Source organism: Sorangium sp. So ce295 (assembly GCF_051527405.1).
GTDB classification, from domain to species: domain Bacteria; phylum Myxococcota_A; class Polyangia; order Polyangiales; family Polyangiaceae; genus Sorangium; species Sorangium cellulosum_B.
This window is the reverse complement of sequence record NZ_CP150324.1, coordinates 7,883,543-7,908,878: the sequence shown is the minus strand read 5'-3', so window position 1 is coordinate 7,908,878 and position 25,336 is coordinate 7,883,543. Positions and strand designations below refer to the sequence as shown.

The following is a 25,336-nucleotide window of genomic DNA, read 5'->3' as shown; positions in this document are numbered from 1 at the left end:
ACGGTCCGACGGCGTCTCGTTGGTAAGCTCGCTCACGGCCGGCGGTGCCGGCGGGGATCGCGCCGGGACGAAGCCGATCTGCTGCTTCTCGCAGCTGATCGGCTGCTCCAGGTATGTCCTTGGAGCAACATCTTGGAGAGCTTACCTTGTTCCTGCCGGGTGCTTACGCTACCTGATTGACGCCACCTTCAGGGGTGGCCGGACAAGGGCAGGGCAGCGGGCTACCCAGGCGCGCTCCTTGCTTGACAGGCGACCCAGGATTCCTCCACCAGGAGAGCGAGATGCACGTCCCGACGACGGCGATCCGGCCTCAGCTCGATATTCGTGCCCAGGCGCCCGTGCCCACGAAGCACGGCGTCTTTCAGATGTTGGTGTTCCACTTCGGTGGGACGACGAGCCCCGAGCAGGGGCTCTCTCCCGATCACGTCGCGCTCGTCATGGGCGACGTGCGCGGCCGGTCGGACGTGACCCTCCGCGTCCACTCCGAGTGCCTCACGAGCGAGGTGTTCGGCTCTCTCAAGTGCGATTGCCGCGAGCAGCTCGAGGCGGCCCAGGCCGAGATCGGGCGCCGCGGGCTCGGCGTGGTGCTCTACCTCCGGCAGGAGGGGCGCGGCATCGGGCTCGCCAACAAGATCCGGGCGTACCAGCTCCAGGCGTTCGGCCACGACACGGTCGACGCGAACCGCATCCTCGGCCTGCCGGACGACGCCCGTGGCTACGAGCCCGCGGCCGCGATGATCGAGCACCTCGGCATCGAGTCGATCCGGCTCCTCACGAACAACCCCGACAAGGTCGACGCGCTCCGCGCGCTCGGCGTCCGGATCGCCTCGCGCTCGGCGGCCATCGTCCCGGCCAACCCGTTCTCCGCGCCCTACCTCGAGGCGAAGCGCCTCCGGATGGGCCACGCCATCCCGTCGCTGCGGGACGGCGAGGGCGCCGCGGTCGGCGACGCCGAGTAGCCGCGGGGCCTGATTTCAGCCCCGCCGCAGCGCCACGGCCGCGGCGCGCTCGAGCACGCGGAACGTGAAGCTCTCGGTGAGGAAGAGCTCGACGACCTGTCTGTCGTGCCCCTCGTAGCCGATGGACAGGTCTTCCCCCACGGTCAGCTCGAAGTCGCCGCCTCGCGTGCTCAGGAGCACGCCGCCTTCGAGCGCGGGCGCCCACACGATCGGCCCGTCGATGAGCTGGCGCTCGATGTGCTTGAGGAGCGGGTACCCGTCCTCCGCGGCCGCGGCCAGCTCGTCGTACGCCTTCGGGCCCAGCGCGAGCGCATAAGGACCGTCGACGCCCGCGGCGCGGAGCACCTCTCTCGCCTCCACCACGGCGCGCGGCCACGCCTCCGGCGCGGGGATCCCCACGGGCTTGTGCGGCGTGACCTCCAGGATCCCTTCGATCCCGGCGGCCGCGAGACCGTTGAAGATGGCGCCGTCCTCGAAGCGCGCGGCGTGCTCGGCGGCGCGCACGACGTCCTCGATGTTGGGCTCCTGCGCGCCGCGCCCGACGGCGTCGAGCTCGGCGAGCTCGAGGCGGATGGGCGCGCGGAACTCGACGAGCGGCCGCACGAGGCGGACGCCCGCGCTCACCGAGGACGCCTCCTGCCGCTCGATCGCGCGCAGTCGGCCCGTGTTGACGGCGGCGACCTCCCAGCCGAACGGACCGCGGAAGTCGACGAGCTTGCGGCCGGCGAGGTGCAGCTTGAGCACGCGCGTCGCCTCGTGATCGATGAGGTCCCACGCGGCGGGGAGGATGGGAGCCAGCTCGCGCTTGAGAAGATCCATGATCATGCTCCCTTCAGGCTCCCGATGCCGAGCGCGCCCCTCGGCGCCATGGCGCCGGTCCTCGCCGCGGCGCCGAGCTTCGCCGCCTCCTCGGCCGCTTCCACCTCGGTGATCGGCCCCTGGCTGTTGAGATAGATGTCGATCTTCTCCTGGAAGACGCGGTCATTCCGGCGGAGCCACTCGAGGTTCATCATCGCGTGCTCCACCTCCTCCTCGAGGTGGTGGAGGAGCACGGCACGGAGCTCCGCGTCCGAGCACGCCTCGGCGCGCTGCTGGTACCAGTCGATCGCCTCGAGCTCCTCGATCAACGAGACGATCGCGCGGTGCCGTTCCTTGGTCGCCTCCGACAGGAGCTCCGGCAGCTCGTGGTAGTTCTCGCTCGACACGGCGCTTTGTCCTTCTGCCTAGGCGCTCTTTCGCGCCGTTTGCACCTGGAACGCCACGATCTCCGGCTCGACGTTCGAGCGGCCGCAGGCCGTGCACTGGGCCGTGCGCTCCCGCTTCAGGCGCTCGAACTCGGAGAGCGACGCGACCACCTCGAACTCGGCGCCGCAGTCGTTGCACTTGAACTCGTACGTGGGCATGGGGGCTCCTGTCCTGCAAATGTGAACTGAATCACATACACGGGCACAGGCGAGATCCGTGCCCTCCCAGGATTCGAGCCGACCCAGGTTGCAGCCGGACGAGCACGGGGGCCTTCGGCGTCGCGCGAAAACGACCTGCGCGGTCGTCGCCGGAGGCCGAGCTACAGCCGCGGCCGGGAGCTCGGGCCGGATCGCCGATGCGCTCTCGGCGTGGCTCCGGCGCTGGGAGGTGTGATCCCGACGGGTCGGCCGGTCGCCTCGCTACCGGCCCTCACCGTGCGTGAACAGCACGGGCCGCGTCGACCTCGCCCGCTTCGGGTCGGTCATCTGCGCTTCTCGGCGACGCCATCCACATGCGATAGGGCGATTCCGGGCCTACTTCTTCGCCGCGTCCTTCAGCCGCGCCTTGAGCCGCGTCGCGTAGCCCTCCTTGTTCTCCTGCTTCACCCGGCCGATCGCCAGCGCCTCGTCCGGCACGTCGCGGGTCACGGTCGTGCCCGTCGCCACGTAGGCGCCCGCGCCGATCTTCACCGGGGCGACGATCTGCGAGTCGCTGCCGATGAAGGCGCCGGCGCCGATCTCGGTCCGGTGCTTCCGGAAGCCGTCGTAGTTGCAGAAGATCGTCCCGGCGCCGACGTTCGCGCCCTCGCCGATGTCGCCGTCGCCGAGGTAGGCGAGGTGGTTCGCCTTCGCGCCCTTCCGGACCACGGTCTTCTTGGTCTCGACGAAGTTGCCGATGTGCGCGTCGGCCTCGATCTGGCTCTCCGGGCGGAGGTGCGAGAACGGCCCGATCTGCGCGCCGGCGCCGATCGACGACTGCGAGGCGACCGTGTACGGCTTCACCGAGGCGCCCGCCTCGACGACAACGTCCGTGAGCACCGAGCCCACGTCGATCCGCGCCCCCGCGCCGACGCGCGTCCGGCCCCGCAGGACCACGGCGTGCTCGATCACGGCGTCCGGCTCGACGGCCACGCCCGCGTCGATGCGGGCGCTCGTGCGGATCGTGACGCCGCTCTTGCGCAGCCGGTCGGCGATGCGGCCGTAGAGCACCTCCTCGGCGGCGGCGAGCTGCGCGCGGTCGTTGATGCCCACGAGCGAGCCGACGTCCCTGGCCACGACCGCCGCGGCGCCGCCGGCCTTCGCCGCCTGCGCGACGATGTCGGTCAGGTAGAGCTCGCCCTGCGCGTTGTCCGTCGTCAGCCCGGCCAGCGCGCGCCCGAGGAACCCGCTGCGGGCGAGGTAGACGCCGGGGTTCACCTCGGTGATCGCGCGCTCCTCGGCCGTCGCGTCCTTGTGCTCGCGGATGCCGATCACCCGGCCCGAGGCGTCGCGAAGGATCCTGCCGTACCCCGTCGGATCGGAGACCTCCGCGGTGAGCATCGCGATCGGCGCGTCGCCCGCGCGGTCGAGCGCCCCGCGGAGCTGCGTGAGCTGCTCCGGATCGAGCAGCGGCGTGTCGCCGCACAGGATCAGGACCGCCTCGGAGGTCGCGTCGATGTGCAGCATGGCGCAGCGCACCGCGTCGCCCGTGCCGCGCTGCTGGGCCTGGAGCGCGGTGCGGACCTTCTTCCCCTGGGCGCCGAACGCCTTGTCCAGGGCCGCAGAGACCTCCTCGCGGCCGTGGCCGACGACGACCACGACGTCCGAGGCGCCGGCGGCCAGCGCCGCGTCGACGACGTAATGGAGCATCGGCCGGCCGCAGAGCTCGTGGAGCACCTTCGGTCGGGCGCTCTTCATCCGAGTCCCTTGTCCAGCAGCGAGAACGACAGCGGTGAGCGGGGTGGGTTGGGTCGCCATCGCTCCGCAGCGTATACCCACGAGCCCGCCGCCGTCCCCGTCGCAGCGCAGTGACGCTGGAGAACTGGAGAACGCGCGCTCCGACGCCACCCACCTGACACCCGCAGGGGCGCCAAGCCCCTACGCACCTGGGGTGGAATCGTCTACCCTGGAGGCAACTGGGGGAGGTTGTCGTCATGCGCAGGCGCGCGCTGGGTTCCTCGGCCGCTGTCGTACTCCGGCTCGTCGCGCTCATCGCGGCCGGCGGGGCGATCGCTTCGTGTCACGAGCCGCTCGACACGACGCGGGTGGCGCCTCCCAGGGTCACGGAGGGCGGCGGGCTGGGCGACGACGTCTTCGGCATGCTCTGCGACCGCGTGGGCGCGTCGAGCCTCCACGAGGACCCCACGGGCGCCTCGTACCAGCGCGTCTGTCACTACGACCGCGAGGGCCGGTACGAGGACGAGGTCGACGTCTCGCTGCTCCCGCCGGTCTCGGGCGAGCGGGCGGAGCAGGCCCGCAGGCTGGGCGTGGCCAAGGTGGAGGCCATGGCGCGGTGGCGCAACGCCCTCGTGGACGCCGTCAACGCCGCGGTGCCGGACATCGAGATCGACAACGTCGCGTCCGGCGAGGGGGGCGGCAAGATCCGGCTGCACGATGCCGTCCTGAGCCTCTCGCAGACAATCGCGCCGCTCTACGAGACGAACCCGTTCGACGCGGCGGGGCCGGCGGTCCTGCCCGCGTCGACCCGGGGGATCGCCCGGCTCCTGGACGCGCTCATCCACGGCGGCGAGGAGAGCGCGCGGCCCGAGGAGGGCGACCAGAAGAGGCAGCGGGAGCGGGCGCCGATCGCCTGCGACCGTGCAGAGGGGCAGGGAACGCCGGTCTGCGCCCTCGCGAGCATCTGGGGGCGCCAGGGCTATCGCTCGGCGGAGGTGGGGCTCGGCATGGTGGGCGCGGCGCTCGCGTACCCCGGGCTGCGCCCGATGACCGTGGCGGCGCTCGACGTGCTCGGCCCCGGCGGCCCGGGGGCGCCCGCGCTCCAGGCGCTGCTCGCGGCCGGCGAGCAGGAGCTGGCCGCGCTGTCGCTGCCGGAGCGAGCGCCGCTCGCGGTCGACGCCGCCACCGCGCAGCCGAGCCGCCCGCGCACGACCCTGGAGCTCGCGCAGGCGGCGCTGCTCGCGGAGCACCCCGAGCTCGCCGCGCCGCCGTCGATCTTCATCGCCCGCCGCGATGGGCGCGGGTGGGTCCTCCCCCAGGGCGACGGGGTCCCCGCGCCGTTCGCCGACGCGGACGGCGACGGCCTCGCCGACGTCGACGCGTCCGGCAGGTTCGTGGACCGGACCGGCGCGCCGCTCGCGATCGAACCGCCGTTCGCCATCCCCGGCGTCACCGAGCCGCCGCGGGACCCGTTCGGGGGCCTCTCGCCGGAGCTCTACGCCTACGTCGACACCTCCCGCACCGTCCTCGGCGCGGCGCTGCGGTCGATCGTGCCGCTCGTCGACGGGACCCGGTACGCGGGCAAGGGCGATCCGGAGCCGTGGAAGACCGAGCACGAAGGGCTCATGTACGCGCTCTCCGGCGCGTACCTGCTCTTCGGCGACCGCGAGGAGGCCCGCTACGACGTCCGCCGCGGCAGGGCCGTGCCGGCGGACGAGCGGTGCGACGGCTGCCTCTCGTACCGCCGCTTCCGCGGCGAGGACTCGCCGCTCGCCGACCTCGCGCACGCGGTCGGCCAGGTGCTCGCCGACAAGGACTCGGACGTCCTCCTGCTCACGCTCATCGATCTGCTCGAGAACCGCGAGGCGGAGCTCGCCCGCATGACCGCCGCGGCGCTGCGCATCCGGGACGTCGCCCGCGAGCACGACCGGCTGGCCGCCCAGGGCAAGGAGGCGCCGGCGCAGATCGACGACGAGGCGCCGCTCTGGGACGAGCTCGCGGTGGTGCTCGGCGAGGCCGTGGAGCAGCCGGGGCTCGTGGCGCGCTTGATCGAGGCGATCGCGGGCGGCGCGCTCCTCACCCCGCACGGCGGCGCGCGGCACGCGGGCGACGCGCTCGCGGCGATGCTCACGACCCGCGACCGGTACGCGTACAACCCGGCGGACCTGAACGGCCCGGCCATCAACCTCACGGTCGGGGCGCCGTCGACGGCGGCCCCGAAGACGCCGATCGACCCGAAGAAGCCGAGGGGCGGCGACAACCGCTCGGGCATGGAGCGGCTGATGCAGCTCATGCACGACACCGCCGGCGTCAGGCAGTGCAACAAGGAGGGCGCCGTGGTGAGCGCCTTCGAGGTCACGGTGCCTTTCGTCGACTTCGCCGAGTGCGAGCTGTTCCAGATCGACGACCTGGCGGCCTTCTACCTCGACTCGCTCCTCCCCGACGGAGACCCGAAGCGGGCCGAGCTCGAGGTGAAGCCCTCGGCCCTGGCGCTGCTCGTGACCGACTCGGTGCTCGTGGACTCCAGCGGCATCCGCGGCCTGACGAGCCACCCCACGCCGGCCGCGCTCAGCCGGCTCATCTACTTCGGGGCGGACTCGGACAGGTTCCCGGGGCTGCCGGACCTGGATCCCTTCCGGACCGGCGCGAACGTGGCGACGAACCTGTTCATCTCGGGGACGCTCGAGCCGGCCGGCACGATCCATTGCCCCAGGAACGCGCTCGGCGTGAACGAGTGCAGCTCCCCGGAGAACCTGATCCGGGTGCGCCACCCGGGGACGACCTACCTCCTGGAGCAGCTCGGGCTCGCCGCGTACCTGGGCCCCATCGTGAAGGCGTTCGCCGACGTCGACCACGGCACCACCGGCGAGGCGATCCTGACCGATCTCTTCAGCACGGCGTACCGCCACTGGCCGGGCAAGGAGCACGGGCCGGAGTGCATCAAGGCCGGCTCGCCCGGGACCAACACCGCGTACTGCTCGGAGGCAGGGGTCAACAGCTTCGAGCCGCTCCTGGCCGACGCGCTCCGGGCCGAGGACGTCCTGGCGTCGTCGGTGGCGTTCGCCCGGATGGCGCGCGACACGTCCGTGACCGTGCGGCGCGGCCCCGCGGCAGATCGGCCGCTGACGAAGGCCCAGGTCATCGAGAAGCTCGCGCGCATCCTCTTCAGCACCCGCTACGCGGCCGGCGCGGGCATGATCGACCGCTGGGGGAAGAAGAAGGCCACGTGGGCGGATGGCCAGGTCCAGGACCAGCTCACCGTGTTCACCCTCCTCGCCGGCGCTCTGAACGGCGTCGACGCGCGCTTCGCGCAGCGCGATGCGCCCGACGCCGCAGAGCGAGAGGGCCAGTGGAAGCGCGGCGTGGACGAGCTCGTCGATGCGCTGCTCGCGGTCGACGGGTCGGGGCCCGAGGCCCGGTTCAAGAACCGCGCGCTCCCGAGGATGGGCGCGCTCGTCCTGCGCGTCCTCCGCGAGCAGCTGAACGCCCGCTGCCCCGATCGCGAGACGACGGGGCGGTGCGCCTGGGCGCAGAAAGAGCTCGGCGCCACGGTGAGCGACCTCCTGAGCCACCCGCTGTTCGCCGCCGCCGTCGACGTGATGGAGGCAGTCCGCGCCCACGAGCCGGCGCGGCGGGAGATCGAGCGGTTCCTCACCTACCTGCTCGACGCGGACGCGGCCGGCGCCCCGTTCCAGGTGCTGCCGACGACGCTCGCCGACGGCCTCCAGCTCCTCGCCGACGACGACGCCTTGCGCCGGATCCTGAAGGCCGCGTCGACCGCGCTGACCCCGGCGGGGGCCGCCGGTGGGCCGGGCGCGGCCGACGCGGGGCTCGAGGCGCTGAAGGCGCTCAACGACGATCGCTACGACAGGTATCACGCGATGGAGCACGTGCTCCCGGCGCTCGTGACCCCGATGGCGGACGGCCGAGCGCCGCTCGACGTGTTCCTCGACGCGTTCGCGGACGTGAACCGCATCGAGGCCGGGAGCGGCGCGCCGCTGACGGCGGAGGACTACCGGCAGCTGTTTGTCTCGGCCAGGGACTTCCTGACGGACGAGACCCGCGGGCTCGAGCAGATCTACGCCATCGTCAAGAACCGGCCGCACGAGTGATCCACGTGCAAACGCCCACGATCCGCGCCGTGCTCTCCGTGGCGTCCGCCGCGGGGGCGCTCCTCCTGTCCGCGGGCGACGCCGGCGCCGCCGGGCTGTACTTCACCGACCGCGGCGTCCGCCCGTCGTCCCGGGGCGGGGCGTACATCGCCGGCGGCGACGATCTCGGGGCGATCGCCTACAACCCCGCGGGCGTCTACGAGGCCGGCACCCAGGTCCTGTTCGACGTCGGGCTCTTCGAGTGGCGCAGCCGGCACACGCGCCAGGCGATCGTACGGCAGGTCGACCCGAACACCGGCGAGCCGACGGGCGCGAGCTTCGTGCAGACGATGGAGCCGGTGACCGGCAGCGCGCCGGTGCTGCCGATCCCCACGCTGGCGGCGTCGTTCAAGGTCGACCCGCGATGGGTCGTCTGGGGCGGGATGTGGGCGCCGTACGCGGCCCTCTCCAGCTATCCGGAGCAGGTGAACGGCATGCCGGCGCCCCAGCGCTACGCGCTGCTCACGCTCGAGGGCTCCGCGCTCGCCCTCGTGGGGGTCGGGGCGGCGTACGCGCCGTCGCCCGAATGGCGCTTCGGCGCCGGGGTCAGCGCGCTGGTCGGCGCGTTCAACAGCCGGATGGTGGTCTCCGGGTGCCTCCCGGAGCGGATGTTCTGCGCGCCCGAAGATCCGGAGTGGGACATCCATTCCGAGCTCAGCGTCGCGCCCATCGTGGCGCCCACGGGCCAGCTCGGGGCGCTCTTCGTCCCGACGCCGCGCTGGCGCGTCGGCCTGGCCTTCCAGCTGCCCATCTGGGTGCGCGCTCCGGCCAAGTTCAGGGCGCGGCTCCCCGCGGCGCCCGTCTTCGAGCGCGCCGTCCAGGAGGGCGAGGGCGCCGACGTCGCGTTCGACCTGCCGTGGATCCTCCGCGCCGGGGTGGAGGCGCGGGTCGCGGACGACCTGCGCGTGGAGCTCGGGCTCGGGGTCGAGGGCTGGAGCATGCACGACGACATCCTCGTCGAGCCCGACGGCGTGGTGCTCCGGAACGTCGCCGGCTTCCCGGAGGAGTTCCGCGTGCCAGCCGTCTCGTTCCCGCGGCGCTTCCAGAGCTCGCTCTCGGCGAGGCTCGGGGGCGAGTATTCCTTCGATCTCGCGGGCGCGCGGTGGGATCTGCGCGCCGGCGTGAGCCTCGAGCAGAGCGCCGTCCCGCCCGCGTACCTGTCGGTCCTGACGATCGACGCGACGAAGCTGACGACGGCGGCCGGCCTCGGCGTCCACCTCGGCCGGTGGCGCCTCGACGCGAGCTATGCGCACGCGTTCGCCGCCGACGTGAGGGTCGATCCGAGGGAAGCGCGGCTCCCGCAGGTGAGCCCGGTGCGGGCCAATCCGCCGGAGGACCCGAACACCATCAACGGCGGCGCCTACAGCGCCCGGGCGAACGTCGTCGGGCTCGGCGTCGCCTACACGTTCGAGGCAGCCGGGAGCGGCGTTATCCGGCCCGCAGCTCGCGCAGCCGCTCGGTGAGCCGGGGGCCGTCCAGCCAGCTCAGGTCCTTGTCCACGCTCGTCTCGATGTGGTTACTGACCTGCTTGCTCACCGCCCCGCGGAGCAGGCCGAGGAAGTGCGGCGGCGCGATGAGCACCAGCGTCTCGTAGGCGTGCTCGTTCAGCCCCTTCTCCAGCACCTCCGCGAGCTCCTGGGCGAACTTCTGCTTCTCGACCTCCTTGGGATCGGTGTCGGGGGCGGCGCCGGGACGGCCGAGGTACTGACCCCCCGGGCCGCCGACAGGGCTGCTGTTCCCGCCGGAGGTGCCATTCGGCTTGCGGCCGTGCGCGTCGGCCATCAGATCCCGCACGCGCGCCCGGCTCTCGTCATGGTTGTAGGACTCGAGCAGGGTGAAGCCCTTGCCAGCAGGCTCTTCACGATAGAGCTGGGCACGGCTTGCGTCGGAGACCAGGATCCACGTCTTCCGTGCTGCCTTCTTTGCCATAAGCCTCCACGGGGGAATCAACCCTTCCCTTGGTTTACGTTAAAGACCGACCCCACGCGGCGCAAGCGGCCGGAGGGCCGAGTCCGGCGTAATTCGGCCGGATCGCGCCCCGAGAGGCAGGCTCCAGCAGACTCGACAGCCTGCGCGCGGCCTGAATTGATGGATAGCGCGAGGGGGCGAGCGGCGCTCGGGAGGTGGTTGACCGCGAAATACAGTGTCTGGTGTACCGGACGTATCCACCGAGCTCGGCCGCGCCGCGGCGGCCGCGGCCGCGCTCGGTGACCGCCCGTCAGCGGAACCGGTCGGTCGCCTCGACCAGCTCGTGCAGGATGCCCGGCTCCATCGCCGAGTGCCCTGCGTCCGCCACGATGCGCAGATCGGACTCGGGGAACGCGCGGTGGAGCGCCCATGCGCTCTCCGGCGGACAGACCACATCGTAGCGGCCCTGCACGATGACGGTCGGGATATGGCGGATCCGGTGCACGTCGTCGAGCAGCTGCGTCTCCGTCGTGAAGAACCCCTTGTTCATGAAATAGTGGCACTCGATCCGGGCGAACGCGAGGGCGAACTCATCACCTGACGTCTTCGCGACGAGCTCATGGTTCGTGAACAGGCAGCTCGTCCGCCCCTCCCAGACGCTCCACGCGCGCGCCGCCCGCTGCTGCAACCCGGGGTCCGGGCTCGTGAGGCGCTGGTGGTACGCCGTGAGCAGGTCGCCCCGCTCGGGCTCGGGGATGAACGTGAGGTACTCCTCCCACGCGTCGGGGAAGATGGCGCTCGCGCCCCGCTGATAGAACCAGTCGAGCTCCTGCTTCCGCAGGAGGAAGATGCCGCGCAGCACGAGCTCCGTCACGCGCTCCGGGTGCCGCTCGGCGTAGGCCAGCGACAGCGTGCTCCCCCACGAGCCGCCGAACACCTGCCAGCGCTCGATCCCGAGGTGCTCGCGGAGCTTCTCCATGTCCTCGACGAGGTGCCAGGTGGTGTTCTCCTCCAGGCACGCGTACGGCGTGCTCCTGCCGCAGCCCCGCTGGTCGAAGAGCACGATCCGGTAGGCGGCCGGGTCGAAGAAGCGCCGCTGCTTCGGCTCCGTGCCGCCCCCGGGGCCGCCGTGCACGAAGACCACCGGCTTGCCGCGCGGATTGCCCGACTCCTCGAAATAGATCTCGTGAAGATCGGAGACGCGCAGCCTCCCGGCGCGGTAGGGCTCGATCTCGGGATACAGCGTTCGCCTCTGGGTGCCTGTTGTCGTCATGCCGCTCCCGTTCGTCGGTCGACGTCGCACGTCGCACGTCGCGCGTCGCGCGTCGCGCGCCGGCGCGCCCAGGGTACGCGAACGCGCGCCGGGAGGGGAGAGGGCGTGGACGGGGGAGGGCAGGTGGCGGTGGGGGCGCGGCGAGGGACCGCCGGCAGGGAGGCGCGGGAGGCTCAGCCGGGCTGCGCGGCGTCGCGCGCCGCGGTCTTCTCCGCGCCGCCCGCGCCGCCGTAGAGCGCCTCGAGCGCGGGCCCGTACTTCTGGAGCGCCACGCGCCGCTTCAGCTTCAGGGTCGGCGTGAGCATCCCGTTCTCCGCCGTGAAATCCTCGGCCGCGAGGGCGATCTGCTTGATCTTCTCGAAGGACTTGAAATCAGACGCGTACCTGTCGACCTCCGCCTGGACGTGCGCGACCACCTGCGGGTGCTTCAGCATCGCCTCCGTCGACTCGAACGAGAGCCCCTCGGCCCGCGCCCATTCCGTGAGCGCCGTCATCTCGGGCGCGATCACCGCCACGTTGAAGGGGCGGTTGTCGCCGTAGATCATCGCGCCGTTGATCAGCGGAGACAGCTTGATCTTCTCCTCGAGCGGGGCCGGCGCGACGTACTTGCCGTTCTCCAGCTTGTACTGCTCCTTGATGCGGCCCGTGACGAAGAGGTAGCCGTCGTCGTCGAGGTAGCCCAGATCGCCTGTGCGGAAGCCGCCGTCCTCCGTGAAGACGGCCTTGTTCTCCTCGTCGCGCTTGTAATAGCCCACCATGACGTTCGGGCCGTAGACGACGATCTCTCCCTGCTTCGGGTCGTGGGTCTCCGACCTGTCGATGACGATCTTCACGCCCGGGATCGCCTTGCCCACGCTGCCGAGGCGGCGGGCTCCCGGGTAGTTCACGGTGGCGACGGGCGATGTCTCCGTGAGGCCGTAGCCCTCGTAGACGGTGATGCCGAGCGCGTCGACGAACTCGGCCACCTGATAGGCGAGCGCCGCCCCGCCGCTGATGGCGTACTTCAGCTTGCCGCCGACACTGGCGCGTATCTTCGAGAAGATGACGCGATCGGCCGCGACGAGCGCGAGCCGCTCGACGAGGCCGAGGGGCTCGCCCTTCTGCTTCTTCGTCGCGGCGCGCAGCCCGGCGCGGAACAGGGCCTGGATGACGGCGGGCTTCCCCGCCATCTTCTTCTGCACGCCCTCGTAGATGCGGTTGAAGATCCGCGGGACGCTCATCAGCACGGTGGGGCGCACCTCGCCGAGGTTCGCGAGGATCTTGTCGACCGACTCGCTCAGCGCCATCGACGCGCCCACCGTGATCATCACGTGGAGCTCGCCGGTGTGGCCGAACGAGTGCGCCCACGGGAGGAACGACAGGCTCCGATCGCCGCCGCCGAAGGGGATGAGATCCAGCACCGCGCAGACGTTGGAGGCGATGTTGCCGTGCGACAGGATCACCCCCTTGGGGTTGCCGGTCGTGCCCGACGTGTAGATGAGGCACGCCGTGTCCTTCGATGTCGGCAGGATGGACGGGGCCTGGCTCCGCTCGCCCGCGGCGAGGAGCTCCTTGTACGAGCTGGTCTTCGCGCCGGGGACGCCGTCTCTCGCCCCGTCGGGGTCGAACAGACAGACAACGTGCTTCAGCGAGGGCGCCTTCTCGGGGAGATCCTTGCATTTGCCGTAGATCTGCGGCGTGGCGACGATCGCGGCCACGGCCTCGCAATCGTTGATGATGAACGCCCACTCGCTCGGGAGCTGCGCCTCGTACATCGGCACGACGGCGACTCCCATGCTGAAGCAGGCGTACGCCGAGACCGCCCACTCGACGCGGTTGTTGGAGATGAGGGCCACCCGATCCCCCCGCTGGACGCCGAGCGACGCCAGCCCACCGCGGAACCTGGCGACGAGCTGCCCGAACTCCGCATACGTGATCCAGTCCCAGCGGCCATCGGTCTTCGTGCCGAACAGCGGCCTGTGGCCATGAAGCTTCAGCGCGCGATCGAGCAGGTCTACCAGGTTCTCCAGTTTTGCCATCGGTCTCCTCCCGATCCGATTGTTAACATGGTACTGCGCCGCGTCAGTGTCCTTTTGGCGGCACGTGGCGCCGGCTGTTGTCGCGCCGACGCTGGAGCGGCCCCGCGCGCGTCGCTCGGCGCGGGGGCGGGGGGCCCGCGCGGGGTTGACGATGGGGGGGAGCGGGGGCGCTCGCGCGCCGTCGGCGGCGTCGGCGGCGGGGCTCCTGGCGCGCGAGGTGGCGGCCTCGGGCCCCTTCTGTTAGAGCGTTCATCGCTTCGATGCCCCGGTATTCCATCACGACGTTCGGCTGCCAGATGAACGTGCACGACTCCGAGCGGATGCACGACGTGCTCCGCTGCGCCGGCTACACGGAGGCCGGCAGCGCCGACGAGGCGGACGTGCTGGTGCTCAACACGTGCAGCGTGCGCGAGAAGGCCGAGCAGAAGCTGCGGAGCGAGGTGGGTCGGCTCGCGCGCTGGAAGCGGGAGCGCGCGGACCGGGTGCTCGTCGTGGCGGGCTGCGTGGCGCAGCAGGAGGGGGAGCGCCTCCTCAAGCAGATGCGCGCGATCGACGTCGTGGTGGGGCCCGACAACATCCCGGAGCTGCCCGGCCTGCTCGGCGACCTCGCGATCGGCGGGCTGCCGATCGCGCGCACGGTGTTCGACCTCGACGCGCCCCGGTTCCTCGTCGCGTCGCCGCCCTCGTCCTCGCCGCGCGCCGCGCCGACGGCGTTCGTGACCGTCATGAAGGGCTGCGACGAGCGCTGCTCGTTCTGCATCGTCCCCCACACCCGCGGGCCGGAGCGGTACCGGCCGAGCGACGAGATCGTCGCCGAGATCGCGGCGCTCGTGGCCGCGGGGACGCGCGAGGTCACGCTGCTCGGCCAGACGGTGAACAGCTACCGCGACCCGCTCGGCGCGCTGCCGCGGGCCCCGGGCGCGAGCGCGGACGACCCGGACGAGAGCGAGTTCGCGGCGCTGCTCCGGCGCGTCGCGGCCGACGTCCCCGGCCTCGCGCGCCTGCGCTACACGAGCCCGCACCCGCGGCACCTGACGCCCTCGCTCGTCCTCGCCCACGCCGAGCTCGCCGTGCTGCCGCGCCACGTGCACATGCCGGTGCAGTCGGGCAGCGATCGGGTCCTCCGGCGGATGATCCGCCGCTACACGCGCGCCGAGTACGTCGCGCGCACGCGGGCGCTCGTGGAGGCGGTCCCGGGGCTGACGCTCTCGACCGACATCATCGTCGGCTTCCCGGGCGAGACGGAGGACGACTTCGCGGCGACGCTGTCGCTCGTGCGCGAGGTGGGGTTCAAGGGGCTGTTCGGCTTCAAGTACTCGCGCCGGCCGCACACGCCCGCGCTGAAGCTGCCGGACGACGTGCCCGAGGGCGTGAAGGGCGTGCGGCTCGCGCGCCTGTTCGAGGAGAGCGAGGCGCTGCTCGCCGCCCACCTGTCGGCCCTCGTGGGGACGACGCAGGAGGTGCTCGTCGAGGGGCGCGACAAGGAGCGGGGCCACGGCGGAGCCGGCGGCGCGCTCTGGTCCGGCCGGACGGGGCGCCACGAGATCGCGCACATCGACGGCGCCGGGGAGCTCGATCTGCTCGGCGAGGTCGTCGACGTCTCGATCACGCGGGCGAACAAGCACTCGCTGCAGGCCGAGCTCACCGAGGCGGCGCGCGCCGCGGCCCGGCCGCGGCAGCGGGGCCTGGAGGCGCGGCCCGGCCGGCGCTCGCTGCCGGTGGTCGCCGCCGAGGGCGGCTGAGGTGGCGCTCGTCCTGGACCTCGGCGGGGTGTCCCCGCGGCTCGGACGCGACGTGTTCCTCGCGCCGAACGCGACGGTGATCGGCGACGTCGAGCTCGGCGACGAGGCGAGCGTGTGGTTCGGCGCGGTGCTGCGCGGGGACATCGGCGCGATCCGCGTCGGCCCGCGGACCAACGTGCAGGATCTCGCGTGTCTGCACCTGACGGGCGGCGTCTCGCAGACGATCGTCGGCGCCGACGTGACCATCGGGCACAGCGCGATCCTGCACGGCTGCCTCGTCGGGGACGGGTGCCTGATCGGGATGGGCAGCATCGTGCTCGACAACGTCGAGATCGGCGAGCGCTCGGTGATCGCGGCGGGCGCGGTGGTGCCGCCGGGGCGGGTGATCCCGCCGCGCTCGATGGTGCGCGGCAACCCGGCCCGGGTGGTGGGCGAGGTGCGGCCGGATCAGGCCGAGCTCGGGAAGCTGGGCGCCGCGGGCTACGTGGAGAACGCGCGGCGCTTCCGGGCGGCGCTCGCCGGGGAGGCCGTCGAGCCGCCGGAGGTCGCGGCGCGCTTGGTGATGCGAGAGGTGAGGAAGCCATGAACATCACGGTGAACGGGGAAGCGCGCGACGTGCCGGCGGCGCTCACGGTGCGGAGGCTCGTCGAGCTGCTCGGGCTGACCGAGGGGCCGGTGGCGGTGGAGCGCAACGGCGAGGTGGTGCCGCGCGCCGAGCACACGGCCGCCGAGCTCGCCGAGGGGGACGTGATCGAGATCGTCCATTTCGTCGGCGGCGGCTGAGGCCGCCTCGGCGCCCCTGGCGTCCTGACGGTTTTTTCTCTTCTCAACGGTCTGACGATCTTCCAGATCGTCCGCGATCCGGCTAGCATGGCGAGCTGCCGTGGATACGAGGGCCCTCGTTCTGGTCTTGGCGCTCGGCGGGTCGGCCGGCGTGGGCGCCGCCGTGGGGGTGCGCCATGTGTTGCCGGCCTCTCCGGTGGTCCGCGGCCTCTCGGTCGGCGAGCGCTTCCTGCCGGACGGCGCCGCGCCGGCGGCCTGGCTCGCGGCGCGGCGCGACGCGCTTCGCGAGCGCGTGGTCCGGCTGCGCCACGACGACGTGGAGCTCACCGCCACGCTCGGCGAGGTGGGCGTCGAGGTCGACGTCGACGAGACGCTCGCGGCGGCGCGGCGCGTCGGCCACGAGGGGCCCTGGGCGCGGCGGCTCCGGGAGGCCCGAGGGGCGCGGCGCGGCGAGATCGACGTGCCGCTCGCCTGGGCCGTCGATGAGCCGCGGGCGCGGGCGTTCCTCGAGCGGCTCGCTCCGCAGATCTACCGGGCGCCCGTGGACGCGCGGCTCGACCTCGCGAACCGGCGCAAGATCCCGGAGCAGGCCGGCCGGGCGCTCGACGTCGAGGCGTCCATCGCGGCGCTGCGGGCCGGGGAGCACGGCGACGAGGAGCTCGTCGAGCTCGCCGTCCGGCAGATCTTGCCGCAGGTCGTCGTCGCCGACCTGGTGAGCGTCGACGTCACCAGGGTCGTCGCGGCCTACGAGACGAAGTTCAAGCAGCACGGCAAGGAGGCGGGGCGCGCCCGCAACATCAGGAACGCGGCGTCCAAGATCGACGGCACCATCCTGGCCCCGGGCGACACCTTCTCGTTCAACGCCCATGTCGGCCCCCGGACGGCCAAGAACGGGTTCACGATCGCCCCGGAGATCCTGGGGGATGAGACCGTCCCCGGCTACGGCGGGGGGACGTGTCAGGTCTCGAGCACGCTCTACGCCGCGTCGCTCTTCGGCGCGCTCGACACGCCGGACCGCCAGAGCCACTCCCGCCCGAGCGCCTACATCCCCATGGGGCTCGACGCGATGGTGACCTACCCGGAGTCGGACCTGAAGATCAAGAACACGCTCCCGTTCCCGATCATGATCCACGCGTATCTCCCCGAGCCGACGGTGCTCCGCGTCGAGATCCTGGGCGGAGACCCCGTGGCGGAGGTCCAACACCACGTCTCGGCCGAGCACACCGACGATTTCATCCGGCGCATCTACGTGAAGTCCGAGCTCGCCGAGGGCAAGGTGAAGCGCCACCAGAAGGGCTCGTGCGGATACGACGTGAGGTCCTTTGTCACCGTCCGTTACAAGGACGGCAGGGCCTCGGAGCGCAGCTATTCGAGCGAGTACAGGCCCGCGCCAGAGGTCTTCTGGGTCGCGCCCGACTACGACCCGCAGGCGCTGCCGGCGCTCTCCGAGCACGCGAAGGCGGTGGAAGAGCTCCGCGAGGGGGAGTCCCCCGCCGAGGCGCCCGCTGCGGCGGGGCAGGGCGGCGCCTACTCGATGTAGGGGATGCCTTATCCCGCCACCCCCTTCGCGAGCGCGTAGGCCTGCGTGCCGCGTGTGTAGATCCGATCCTCCGGCAGCACGTCGGCCGGCGCGATGTCCGTCAGCTGGGCGACCTGTTCGTAGAGGGGCGCGAAGTCGGTCTCGAGCGTCTGGCGGAGAAGATCCTCGAAGCTGTCGATCACGAAATAGCTCTGCTGGTAATCGTCGATTCGATAGCGGGTGCGCATCAGCCGCAGCAGATCGAAGCCGACCCGATTGGGCGAGGGATCGTCGAGCGCAAAGATCGATTCGCCGTGCGAGGAGACGATCCCTGCGCCATAGATGCGCAGGCCCTCTGCGCTCTGTATCAGCCCGAACTCGACCGTGTACCAGTAAAGGCGCGCCAGCCGCTGGATCGCGCCGAGCCCGTTCGCCCGCTGGCCGCCCTGGCCATAGGCCTGCATGTAATCGGCGAAGACGGGGTTCGCCAGCAGGGGGACGTGGCCGAACACGTCGTGGAAGACGTCCGGCTCCTGCAGATAGTCGAGCTGCTCGGGCGTGCGGATGAAGTTGCCGGCGACGAAGCGGCGGTTCGCCAGATGTTCGAAGAACACATCGTCGGGGATCAGGCCCGGCACCGCCACCACCTGCCAGCCGGTCGCATTCATCAGGCGATCGGAGAGCGCGTCGAAGTTCGGGATTCCGCTGTCGCCCAGACGCAACACATCGAGCCCGGCCAGGAACTCGGGCGCGGCGCGGGCCGGGAGTAGCTTGGCCTGCCGATCGAACAGCCGGTCCCACAGCGCGTGCTCGGCCGCGCTGTAGCGCTCCCAACGCTGGGGAATCGTCCAATCCGCTGCCGCGCCTTCGGGCGGGGTGCCGTGTGCATAGCTCATGGTGGGGGAGAATGATGTCCAGACGCTCCGGGGAGAAGGCATCATAGGAACATGGCGTCCGCAAGGGCAATCCTGCTGGTTCCCGCGCCTGCCGACCGTGGCCGCGCGACCGGACACGTCGGAGGAGCTCCGCCGTCGCCTGGTGAGGGTGGCCACCGTGCTCGCGCGCCTCCAGGCGCTTCGCCGCGCTCCGGCAGGAGCGCGACGGGACGCCATGCGAGATACAGCACGCGGCGCGCCGAACGCCGGCAGGATGGCAAGGACATTGGCTGTCCGTGCGCCCCAGGCGTCGCTTGACCAGGGATCGTCCTCAGGGGAAACTCTGTGTCCATGACGGCGGGCGGCGCCCCTCTGTGCGCGGCCGAGGCGCCGAGGATCGCCTGCTGCCAGGGATGACGACGGGCGTTGTCTTGGCTTAGCTTAACTTCGCTGCTCGCGACGACAGACGTATGATGACCGTCATCTTCTTCTGGCTCGCTCAACGTGGCCGACGCGCGAGCTCGGCCATGAGGCCGAAGAGCTCGACCGGGCCCGGCGAGGGGAGCTTCCCGCCGCTGAACTCGCGGTAGAGCGTGTGCACATTGACCACGATCCGCTCGGCGTCGCTCCAGCTCGCGTAGTCGGCGAGCGCGATGTCGCGGGCGGCGTCCGCCGGGGGCATGCCGGCGTCGTAGCGGCGCCGGGCCTCGTCGCGGATGTACACGAGGTAGTCGCGGACCGCGCGCACACCGGCGCGATCCGTGATGGGGCCGTGTCCCGGCACGATGACGTCGACGTCGGCCGCGAGGAGGATGTCGCAGGCCTTGAGCCAGTTGCCGACGGGCCCTGCCCACATGATCGGCGTCGCGTCGATGAAGAGGACGTCTCCCGTGTAGATCACCCGGTCCGCCGGCACATGCACGAGCAGATCGCCCTTCGTGTGCGAGGGGCCCACCTCGATGAGGTGGACCTCCTTGCCCCCGACCGCGACGGTCAGCTCTCCGTCGAACACCCGGGTCGGCGGCGTGGGGGCGATCCCGTCGAAGTCGAAGGCGCCGAAGCAGTGGACGAGGTACTCGCCCAGCGCGCCCGCGGCGCCGCTGCGCGCCTGTCGCATCAGCATCGCCAGCATCGGCGCGGGGACCTCGTCCATCTCGGCGGCGCCGGCGCGCGTGGCGATGATGGTCGCGCCCTCGACGAGCGCGTTGCCGTAGCAATGGTCGCCGTTCGCGTGGGTGTTCACGACGGTGCCTATCCGCGCCGCGGCGGGGGCCGCCGCGCGCATGGCGTCGAGCATCTCGCGCGTGCGCTTCAGGTCGAAGAGCGTGTCGACGAGCAGGGCCTCGCCGTCCGAGGTGACGAGCCCCGCGTTGCTGAGCCCCCAGGTGCCGGCCGGCTGGAGATAGGCAAAGCAGCCGTTGCCGATGTCCTCCAGCCCTTGCTCATACCGCCATCGGCCCATGTCGATCCCCTTGTGCCCGAGCGTCTCTTGACGCGTCTCGGGACCTCGGAGCGTAGGCCACCCGCTCGACGCCATGGAATCGAAATCGCTCCGTCCCGCGGCGCGATTCCTGAGGAAGGCCAGGCGTGGCGCCCGGGTGGAGGCGAGCCGGCTGGATGGCGCCGGCGGCGAGCGCCGCGCGCTGCGGCGCCGGCGGCGGGCGCCGCGCAGGGCGGCACTACCAGGCGTAGGCTTCCGGCGCCTCGCCGCCGGGGCCGGGGAACATCGCGTCGAGCCGCCCGAGGTGCTCCGGCGTCAGCGTGATCTCGAGGGCGCGCAGGCTCCCGTCGAGTTGCTCGGCGGTGCGCGGGCCGAGGATGGGTGACGTGACGACGGGGTTCCGGAGCAGCCAGGCCACGGCCACGTCGGCGGGCCGCTCTCCGATCTCGGCGCAGAACGCCTCGTACGCCTCCAGCTTGGCGCGGTTCTTGTCGATGCGCGCCTGCGCATCGGCGGAGGAGCGCCGGCCCTCGCGCGCCTTCTGGAGGGCGCCGCCGAGCAGCCCGCCGGCGAGCGGGCTCCAGGGCAGGACGGCGAGGCCGAGCGCGCGGCACGCGGGCAGGACCTCCAGCTCGACGGTGCGCGCGTTGAGGTTGTACAGGCTCTGCTCCGAGACGAGCCCGAGAAAGTGCCGCTGCGCGGCGAGGCCGTTCGCGTGCGCGATCTGCCATCCAGCGAAGTTGCTGCTGCCGACATAGAGGACCTTCCCCTCGCGGACGAGCTGCTCCATCGCCTGCCAGATCTCGTCCCAGGGCGTCTCGCGGTCGATGTGGTGCATCTGGTAGAGGTCGATATGGTCTGTCTGCAGGCGGCGCAGGCTCGCCTCGCAGGCGCGCCGGATGTGATAGGCCGAGAGCCTCCTGTCGTTGGGCCCTTCGCCCATGAGGCCGTAGACCTTCGTGGCGAGCACGATGCGGTCCCGGCGCCCGTCGCCCTGGGCGAGCCAGCGCCCGACGATCTGCTCGGTGATCCCCTCTCCGCGCTTCCGCCCGTAGACGTTGGCTGTGTCGAAGAAGTTGATCCCGTGTCCGAGCGCTCGGTCCATGATGGCGAAGCTGTCGGGCTCGCTGGTCTCCGGGCCGAAGTTCATCGTGCCGAGGCAGAGGGGGCTGACCTTCAGGCCAGTGCGTCCGAGATTGCGGTAGTCCATGGCGCCGGAGGGTAGCAACGCGCTCCGCGGGCCGTCCACGCCCCAGGGCGGAACGCGTCGTAGGGATTCGCCGGAGTCGCGCCGTCATGAGCCGGCCCGGCGGGCGGCGGGCGGCGGTGACGAGCGCGCGACAGGCGCCGCGCGCCGCGCGCCGCGCCGAAGACCTCGTCGCGGGGTGGCGGCGGCGCGGATCCAGCGCGGAGGGCCGCTTCCTTGATGCGCAACGGTGCTTCACTTATGCTCGCTCGCCGGGGCGAGGAGACGACCATGTGGCAGCAGGAAGACACGGAGATCGCGCACGCCGAGAGCGTCCACGACGAGGCGCGGGGCATGCGCGGCGTCCGGTTCGTCATCGATATCGGGAACATCGACCCGTTCGACGCCGCCGCCATGTGGTGGGATCAGCAGGGCTGCGCGCGGGAGCTCTTCCCCGGGACCGGGTGCGAGATGCAGTCGGGATCGTTCCATGAGCCGCGCTTCGTCGTCCGGATGAGCGTGCCTCTCCCGGGCGTCGGGCACTTCACGCAGACGTTGCGCTTCTCCGCGGAGCGCGCCTCGCCCGAGGTCTTCGTCATCGTCGTCGATGCGTTCGAGGAGAACGTGCTGTGGACGCGGGGGCTCGGGACTTACCGCTTCTCGCCGGGCTCGGGGGGCACGACGCTGATCGAGGTGACGAGCCTGTACGCGCCCAAGGTGCCGATCATCGTCCTGAATCAGGCGTCGCTGGCGGCGGCCCGCGCGCACCAGCGGCGCTACCTCTCGGGCCGGCGCCCGACGGACGAGGAGAGAGCGCAGTTCCTGTCGGCGATCGGCGCTGGCCCGCAGGCCGACGCCTGAAGCGCGCCGCGCGTCTCGGCAGCGGCCGGCAGCGGCCGGCAGCGGCCCCTCCTTGCCCGCCGCGGGGGTGCTCCTCAGGCGCGGTGCTTGCCACGCGCCGATGGCGGCGGTGAAGGCGATGACGGCGGCTCCGATTGCGGCGTCGAGGCGGCCAGCACCGCGGCCTCGTGCGCGGCGAAGCGCTGCTGGAGGAAGTCGACGAACAGCCGCGCCCTCGCGGGCAGGAAGCGCCGGCTCGGGTAGATGACGTTCACGGCCGAGCCCGGCGCGGGCAGGTCGGTGAGCAGCGGGACGAGGCGCCCGGCGTCGATGTCGGCGGCGACGTCCCAGATCGACTTGAAGGCGAGGCCATGCCCGGCCACGGCCCAGTCGCGCACCAGGTCGCCGCTGTCGGCCACGAGCCGCCCTGAGGGCCGGACGGTGTGGAGCCCTTGCTCGGTGCGGAAGGTCCACGAGAGGGCGCGCATGCCCGGGCGCTGCAGCACGATGCACTCGTGGCCGGCCAGGTCTGCGATCGTGCGCGGCCGCCCGCGCCGCGACAGGTAGGCCGGCGCGCCGCAGACCACGCGCCGGCTCCGGGCCAGCCGGCGCGAGACGAGGCGGGAGTCGGCCAGCGCGCCGATGCGCACGGCCACGTCGACGCCGGCCTCGAACAGGTCCACCACGCGGTCCGACAGGCTGACGCGCACGCTGAGCCGCGGGTGCGCCGCCGCGAAGTCGGCCGCGGCCGGCCCCACCCACTGGCGGCCGAGATCCACGGGCGCCGACACGCGGAGGACGCCGCGCGCCTCGGCCTTTCCGGCGGTCACCGCGAGCTCGGCCTCGCTCACGTCGGCGAGGATGGACATGCAGCGCTCGTGGTAGGTCGCGCCCTCGCTGGTCAGCGTGAGCCGCCGCGAGCTGCGCTGGAGGAGGCGCACGCCGAGCGCCGCCTCCAGCCGCGTCATGCGCTTGCTCGCCACCGCCGGCGAGAAGCCGAGCTCGCGCCCCGCCGCCGACAGGCTGCCGCCCGCGACCGCGCACACGAACAGCTGCATGTCCTCGAGCTCGACCATCGCGCGCGCCCTCGGCGAACCCCGGGAGGGTAGGCGCGCCGGCGAACATCTTCAACTTTATCGAAAAGCTGGTTCGGCCAATGCGCTCGTTCTCCTTCGTGGAGGAAAGGATCAAGGTGTCCGTGTCGCCGCGCCGGTGCGGGCCCAGGGCCCGCCGCGCTCGACGCTGCGCCCCGCCGTGCCGGCGGCGCCTCCGGTCGGCGCGTGCGCGCTGACCGGCTGCCCGAGATCGCCGTTCGAAGGAGACACGTCATGAGAAAGCCCTTGTTGATCAGCGCCCTCTCCCTCTCGCTCTTCGCCGCCGCGAGCGCCTGCCATCTGCAGGGCGCCGGCGCGGAGGACCTGCCCTCGCCGCGGTCGATGGTCGTCGACGCGAGCCTGCCCAGGGCGCAGGCGGACGCGGAGATCCTCGCGGCGCGCCGCTTTTACGCGTTCTGGGGCACCGGCGAACCGCGCTACCTCGACGCGGCGATCGCGCCGACGTTCACCGATCGCACCTTGCCCGAGGGGCGCCCGCAGGGCCCCGAGGGCCCGGCGTTCGCGTCGAAGAGCTTCCGCGCCGCGGTGCCGGACCTGAGCTGCGAGGTGGAGCAGCTGATCGTCGCCGGCGATCGCGTGGTGGCGCACCTGCGCTTTCGAGGCCACTTCACCGGCGCCTTCGGCGACAGGAAGGGCGCCGGGCAGGCCGTGGACTTCATCGCCACGGACATCCTGCGCGTGCAGGACGGTCGCATCACCGACAACTGGCACATCGAGGACAACCTGACGCTGTTCCAGCAGCTGGGCGTCGTGGCGCAGTGACCGCCGACGGGGGCGGAGCGGGCCGGGGGAATCTCGTCACCTCGTGGCACGACCATCGTTGCGGCTTCGCCGGGAGCGCGATCGGCGCGCGGCTCACTTGGCCAGCTTGATCACCGATGCTGGCCGCTCGTCGGTGGCCCAGGTCGTCCAGTAGAGAGCGCCGCAGTCCTGGACGAGATCTCGGATGTCCGCGCTGTCGGCGAGCGGCTCCGGCGCGCCGCCCGAGGCGCGCACCCGCTGGAGCTGCCCCTCGCGGCTGTACCAGTAAACAAAGGTGGAGTCTGCCAGCAGGCGCGTGGGGAAGTCCGTCGCCACGAGCGCACCTGCGTCGGTACCGTCCTTGTTCGCGGCGTAGATGGCGTAACCGCTGATCCAGAAGATCCGCTCTCCGACCGCGATGTCTCCGGGGAGATCGCCGTCGTGGATGGGGATCGACGCGACGATCTCGGTCTGGCCGGGCTCCCCGAGCGCCATCCGCCGAACGGTGCTGTGCGTCCCGCCGGGCTCAAGCTCGGTCCAGTAGAGATGGGTGGCGTCGAGCGCGAGGCCTCCGACGTACGTGTCCCGGTCGAAGACGGAGAGGCCTGTCTGATCGGTCGCGTCGACCCGCGCCGCCCAGATGCGCTTCGGGACATCGCGCGCGTCGGGATCCTGCTCCGGGTCCTCGATCAGGCCGGTGATCCAGTAGACCCAGCCGCCGCCGGCCACGGGCCGCCGGTAGCCCGCCGCTCCCTGGGCGCCGGCGACCGTCGAGACGGTGACGTTCCCCGTGAGCGGCATCCGGTACACGTCCGGCTCGGTCTCATCGGTGATGAGCAGCGAGCTCTCCGAGCGCGCGAGCAGGGTCGCGAGCGAGTCGAGGACCATCAGCGGCTCGGTCGAGCCGGAAGCCGCCTTCTCGGTCGCGAAGATCGTGCTGCCGTAGCCGCTCGCCCAGAGCACGCGCCCATCGTCCCCGTCCCCATCCACAACGAGGCCGATCGCCTCGTGCTCCTCATCGTTGGCCGTGGCGAGGACGACCGGCAGACACCTGCCCTCCTCGCAGGCGCCGCCGAGGCAGCTCCTGCCGGGCACACAGCAGTTCTCCGGATCGGAGAGGTAATCGTTGTCGCCGTCGGCGGCCTGGCACGCGCCCGGCGCGCGCCCTGTGAACGGCTCGATCGGGCACTCCGCGGAGGGTCCGCCGGCCGCGCCGCTCCCGCCCCCGCCGGCCCCCGAGCCTGCGCTTGCGGTGGCCCCTGCGCCCCCTGAGCTGCCCGAGCTCCCCGCGCCGCCTGCCGCGGGATCTCCGCTGGCTTCTCCGTCGGGGATCCCCCAGACCGCGTTGCAGCCGAGCGCCGTGCTCAGGGCGGCGCACGCCGCCAGGCCGGTCCAATGGGTTTGTCGCATCGCGGTACTCTAGCGCCGCGTGCTTTCGGTGGAGAAGCCGGACGCGCGCGCGATGTCGGTTTCTGATCGACACGCGTCGACTCCCGTCGGCGGGCAGACGCTCAATGCGACAGCCCCGCTGCCACGGTTGGAATTTGGTGACCACCTCGTCCACCATCGCGCGATTGCGTCGCGTGCGGCCGCATGCTTTCTAGTCTCTTCGTGAATCGCTCGCGCGGCGAGCGCCGCGTGACCAACACCATCCTGAAGAGGTACC

At 71.9% G+C, this 25,336-nt stretch carries 21 protein-coding genes; 9 read left to right on the top strand and 12 right to left on the bottom strand.

Going from position 1 to position 25,336, the window contains the following annotated elements; all coding sequences use genetic code 11:
- Positions 1–281: 281 nt before the first annotated feature.
- Positions 282–959: a GTP cyclohydrolase II gene (gene ribA / locus WMF11_RS29895; RefSeq protein ID WP_437521655.1), complete on the top strand. Its 678-nt coding sequence runs from the start codon at positions 282–284 to the stop codon at positions 957–959.
- Positions 960–974: 15 nt separating this feature from the next.
- On the opposite strand, the gene WMF11_RS29890 is transcribed toward ribA, so the two are convergent.
- The 4 genes from WMF11_RS29890 to glmU form a co-directional block, all read right to left on the bottom strand.
- Positions 975–1,778 (bottom strand): family 1 encapsulin nanocompartment shell protein, encoded by an 804-nt coding sequence (locus WMF11_RS29890; RefSeq protein WP_437973121.1) that lies wholly within the window; start codon positions 1,776–1,778, stop codon positions 975–977.
- Between the two features lie 2 nt (positions 1,779–1,780).
- Positions 1,781–2,164, bottom strand: a complete 384-nt coding sequence (locus tag WMF11_RS29885) for an encapsulin-associated ferritin-like protein (RefSeq protein WP_437542025.1) — start codon at positions 2,162–2,164, stop codon at positions 1,781–1,783.
- Positions 2,165–2,182: 18 nt separating this feature from the next.
- Entirely contained in the window at positions 2,183–2,362 is a 180-nt protein-coding gene (locus WMF11_RS29880) for an FmdB family zinc ribbon protein (protein WP_437791338.1), read from the bottom strand.
- A 375-nt stretch (positions 2,363–2,737) separates the two neighbouring features.
- Positions 2,738–4,099, bottom strand: coding sequence for a bifunctional UDP-N-acetylglucosamine diphosphorylase/glucosamine-1-phosphate N-acetyltransferase GlmU (glmU, locus tag WMF11_RS29875; protein ID WP_437973120.1), 1,362 nt, complete (start codon positions 4,097–4,099; stop codon positions 2,738–2,740).
- Between the two features lie 236 nt (positions 4,100–4,335).
- Between glmU and WMF11_RS29870 the strand changes: the two genes are divergently transcribed.
- Positions 4,336–8,190: a hypothetical protein gene (locus WMF11_RS29870; protein ID WP_437973119.1), complete on the top strand. Its 3,855-nt coding sequence runs from the start codon at positions 4,336–4,338 to the stop codon at positions 8,188–8,190.
- Positions 8,191–8,195: 5 nt separating this feature from the next.
- Positions 8,196–9,692, top strand: a complete 1,497-nt coding sequence (locus WMF11_RS29865) for an OmpP1/FadL family transporter (protein WP_437973118.1) — start codon at positions 8,196–8,198, stop codon at positions 9,690–9,692.
- Here the strand turns inward: WMF11_RS29865 and WMF11_RS29860 are convergent.
- The 3 genes from WMF11_RS29860 to WMF11_RS29850 all read right to left on the bottom strand — a co-directional run bounded on the left by WMF11_RS29860 (position 9,658) and on the right by WMF11_RS29850 (position 13,428).
- Complete coding sequence (locus WMF11_RS29860) at positions 9,658–10,158, bottom strand: host attachment protein (protein ID WP_437542017.1); 501 nt, start codon at positions 10,156–10,158, stop codon at positions 9,658–9,660. The genes WMF11_RS29865 and WMF11_RS29860 overlap by 35 nt on opposite strands.
- Positions 10,159–10,447: 289 nt before the next feature.
- A complete protein-coding gene (gene pip / locus WMF11_RS29855; RefSeq protein ID WP_437902645.1) occupies positions 10,448–11,410 on the bottom strand; it encodes a prolyl aminopeptidase in 963 nt (320 codons plus the stop codon).
- A gap of 173 nt (positions 11,411–11,583) precedes the next feature.
- The gene (locus WMF11_RS29850) at positions 11,584–13,428 is read right to left on the bottom strand and encodes an AMP-dependent synthetase/ligase (RefSeq protein ID WP_437973117.1); all 1,845 of its coding nucleotides are present in this window, start codon (positions 13,426–13,428) and stop codon (positions 11,584–11,586) included.
- Between the two features lie 260 nt (positions 13,429–13,688).
- Between WMF11_RS29850 and miaB the strand changes: the two genes are divergently transcribed.
- From miaB to WMF11_RS29830, 4 genes are all read left to right on the top strand, one after another.
- Entirely contained in the window at positions 13,689–15,170 is a 1,482-nt protein-coding gene (gene miaB / locus WMF11_RS29845; protein WP_437973116.1) for a tRNA (N6-isopentenyl adenosine(37)-C2)-methylthiotransferase MiaB, read from the top strand.
- A 1-nt stretch (position 15,171) separates the two neighbouring features.
- A complete protein-coding gene (locus WMF11_RS29840) occupies positions 15,172–15,756 on the top strand; it encodes a gamma carbonic anhydrase family protein (RefSeq protein ID WP_437791322.1) in 585 nt (194 codons plus the stop codon).
- Positions 15,753–15,953, top strand: coding sequence for a sulfur carrier protein ThiS (gene thiS, locus WMF11_RS29835; RefSeq protein WP_437850249.1), 201 nt, complete (start codon positions 15,753–15,755; stop codon positions 15,951–15,953). Before WMF11_RS29840 ends, thiS begins: the two co-directional genes overlap by 4 nt.
- Positions 15,954–16,053: 100 nt before the next feature.
- Positions 16,054–17,493 (top strand): VanW family protein, encoded by a 1,440-nt coding sequence (locus WMF11_RS29830; protein ID WP_437973115.1) that lies wholly within the window; start codon positions 16,054–16,056, stop codon positions 17,491–17,493.
- A gap of 8 nt (positions 17,494–17,501) precedes the next feature.
- Here the strand turns inward: WMF11_RS29830 and phhA are convergent, their stop codons facing one another.
- The 3 genes from phhA to WMF11_RS29815 all read right to left on the bottom strand — a co-directional run bounded on the left by phhA (position 17,502) and on the right by WMF11_RS29815 (position 20,998).
- Positions 17,502–18,368: a phenylalanine 4-monooxygenase gene (gene phhA, locus WMF11_RS29825; RefSeq protein ID WP_437542005.1), complete on the bottom strand. Its 867-nt coding sequence runs from the start codon at positions 18,366–18,368 to the stop codon at positions 17,502–17,504.
- A 478-nt stretch (positions 18,369–18,846) separates the two neighbouring features.
- A complete protein-coding gene (locus WMF11_RS29820; RefSeq protein ID WP_437973114.1) occupies positions 18,847–19,809 on the bottom strand; it encodes an MBL fold metallo-hydrolase in 963 nt (320 codons plus the stop codon).
- A 217-nt stretch (positions 19,810–20,026) separates the two neighbouring features.
- Positions 20,027–20,998, bottom strand: coding sequence for an aldo/keto reductase (locus WMF11_RS29815; protein WP_437708164.1), 972 nt, complete (start codon positions 20,996–20,998; stop codon positions 20,027–20,029).
- 267 nt (positions 20,999–21,265) lie between these two features.
- Between WMF11_RS29815 and WMF11_RS29810 the strand changes: the two genes are divergently transcribed.
- Complete coding sequence (locus WMF11_RS29810) at positions 21,266–21,835, top strand: hypothetical protein (protein WP_437902641.1); 570 nt, start codon at positions 21,266–21,268, stop codon at positions 21,833–21,835.
- A 74-nt stretch (positions 21,836–21,909) separates the two neighbouring features.
- Here the strand turns inward: WMF11_RS29810 and WMF11_RS29805 are convergent, their stop codons facing one another.
- Positions 21,910–22,890: a LysR family transcriptional regulator gene (locus WMF11_RS29805; protein ID WP_437973113.1), complete on the bottom strand. Its 981-nt coding sequence runs from the start codon at positions 22,888–22,890 to the stop codon at positions 21,910–21,912.
- A 252-nt stretch (positions 22,891–23,142) separates the two neighbouring features.
- On the opposite strand from WMF11_RS29805, the gene WMF11_RS29800 reads away from it, so the two are divergent.
- Complete coding sequence (locus WMF11_RS29800) at positions 23,143–23,691, top strand: ester cyclase (protein WP_437902639.1); 549 nt, start codon at positions 23,143–23,145, stop codon at positions 23,689–23,691.
- 93 nt (positions 23,692–23,784) lie between these two features.
- On the opposite strand, the gene WMF11_RS29795 is transcribed toward WMF11_RS29800, so the two are convergent.
- Positions 23,785–25,080 carry a hypothetical protein gene (locus tag WMF11_RS29795; RefSeq protein WP_437973112.1) on the bottom strand — a complete coding sequence of 432 codons (1,296 nt, stop codon included), beginning with the start codon at positions 25,078–25,080 and terminating at the stop codon, positions 23,785–23,787.
- Positions 25,081–25,336: the final 256 nt, after the last annotated feature.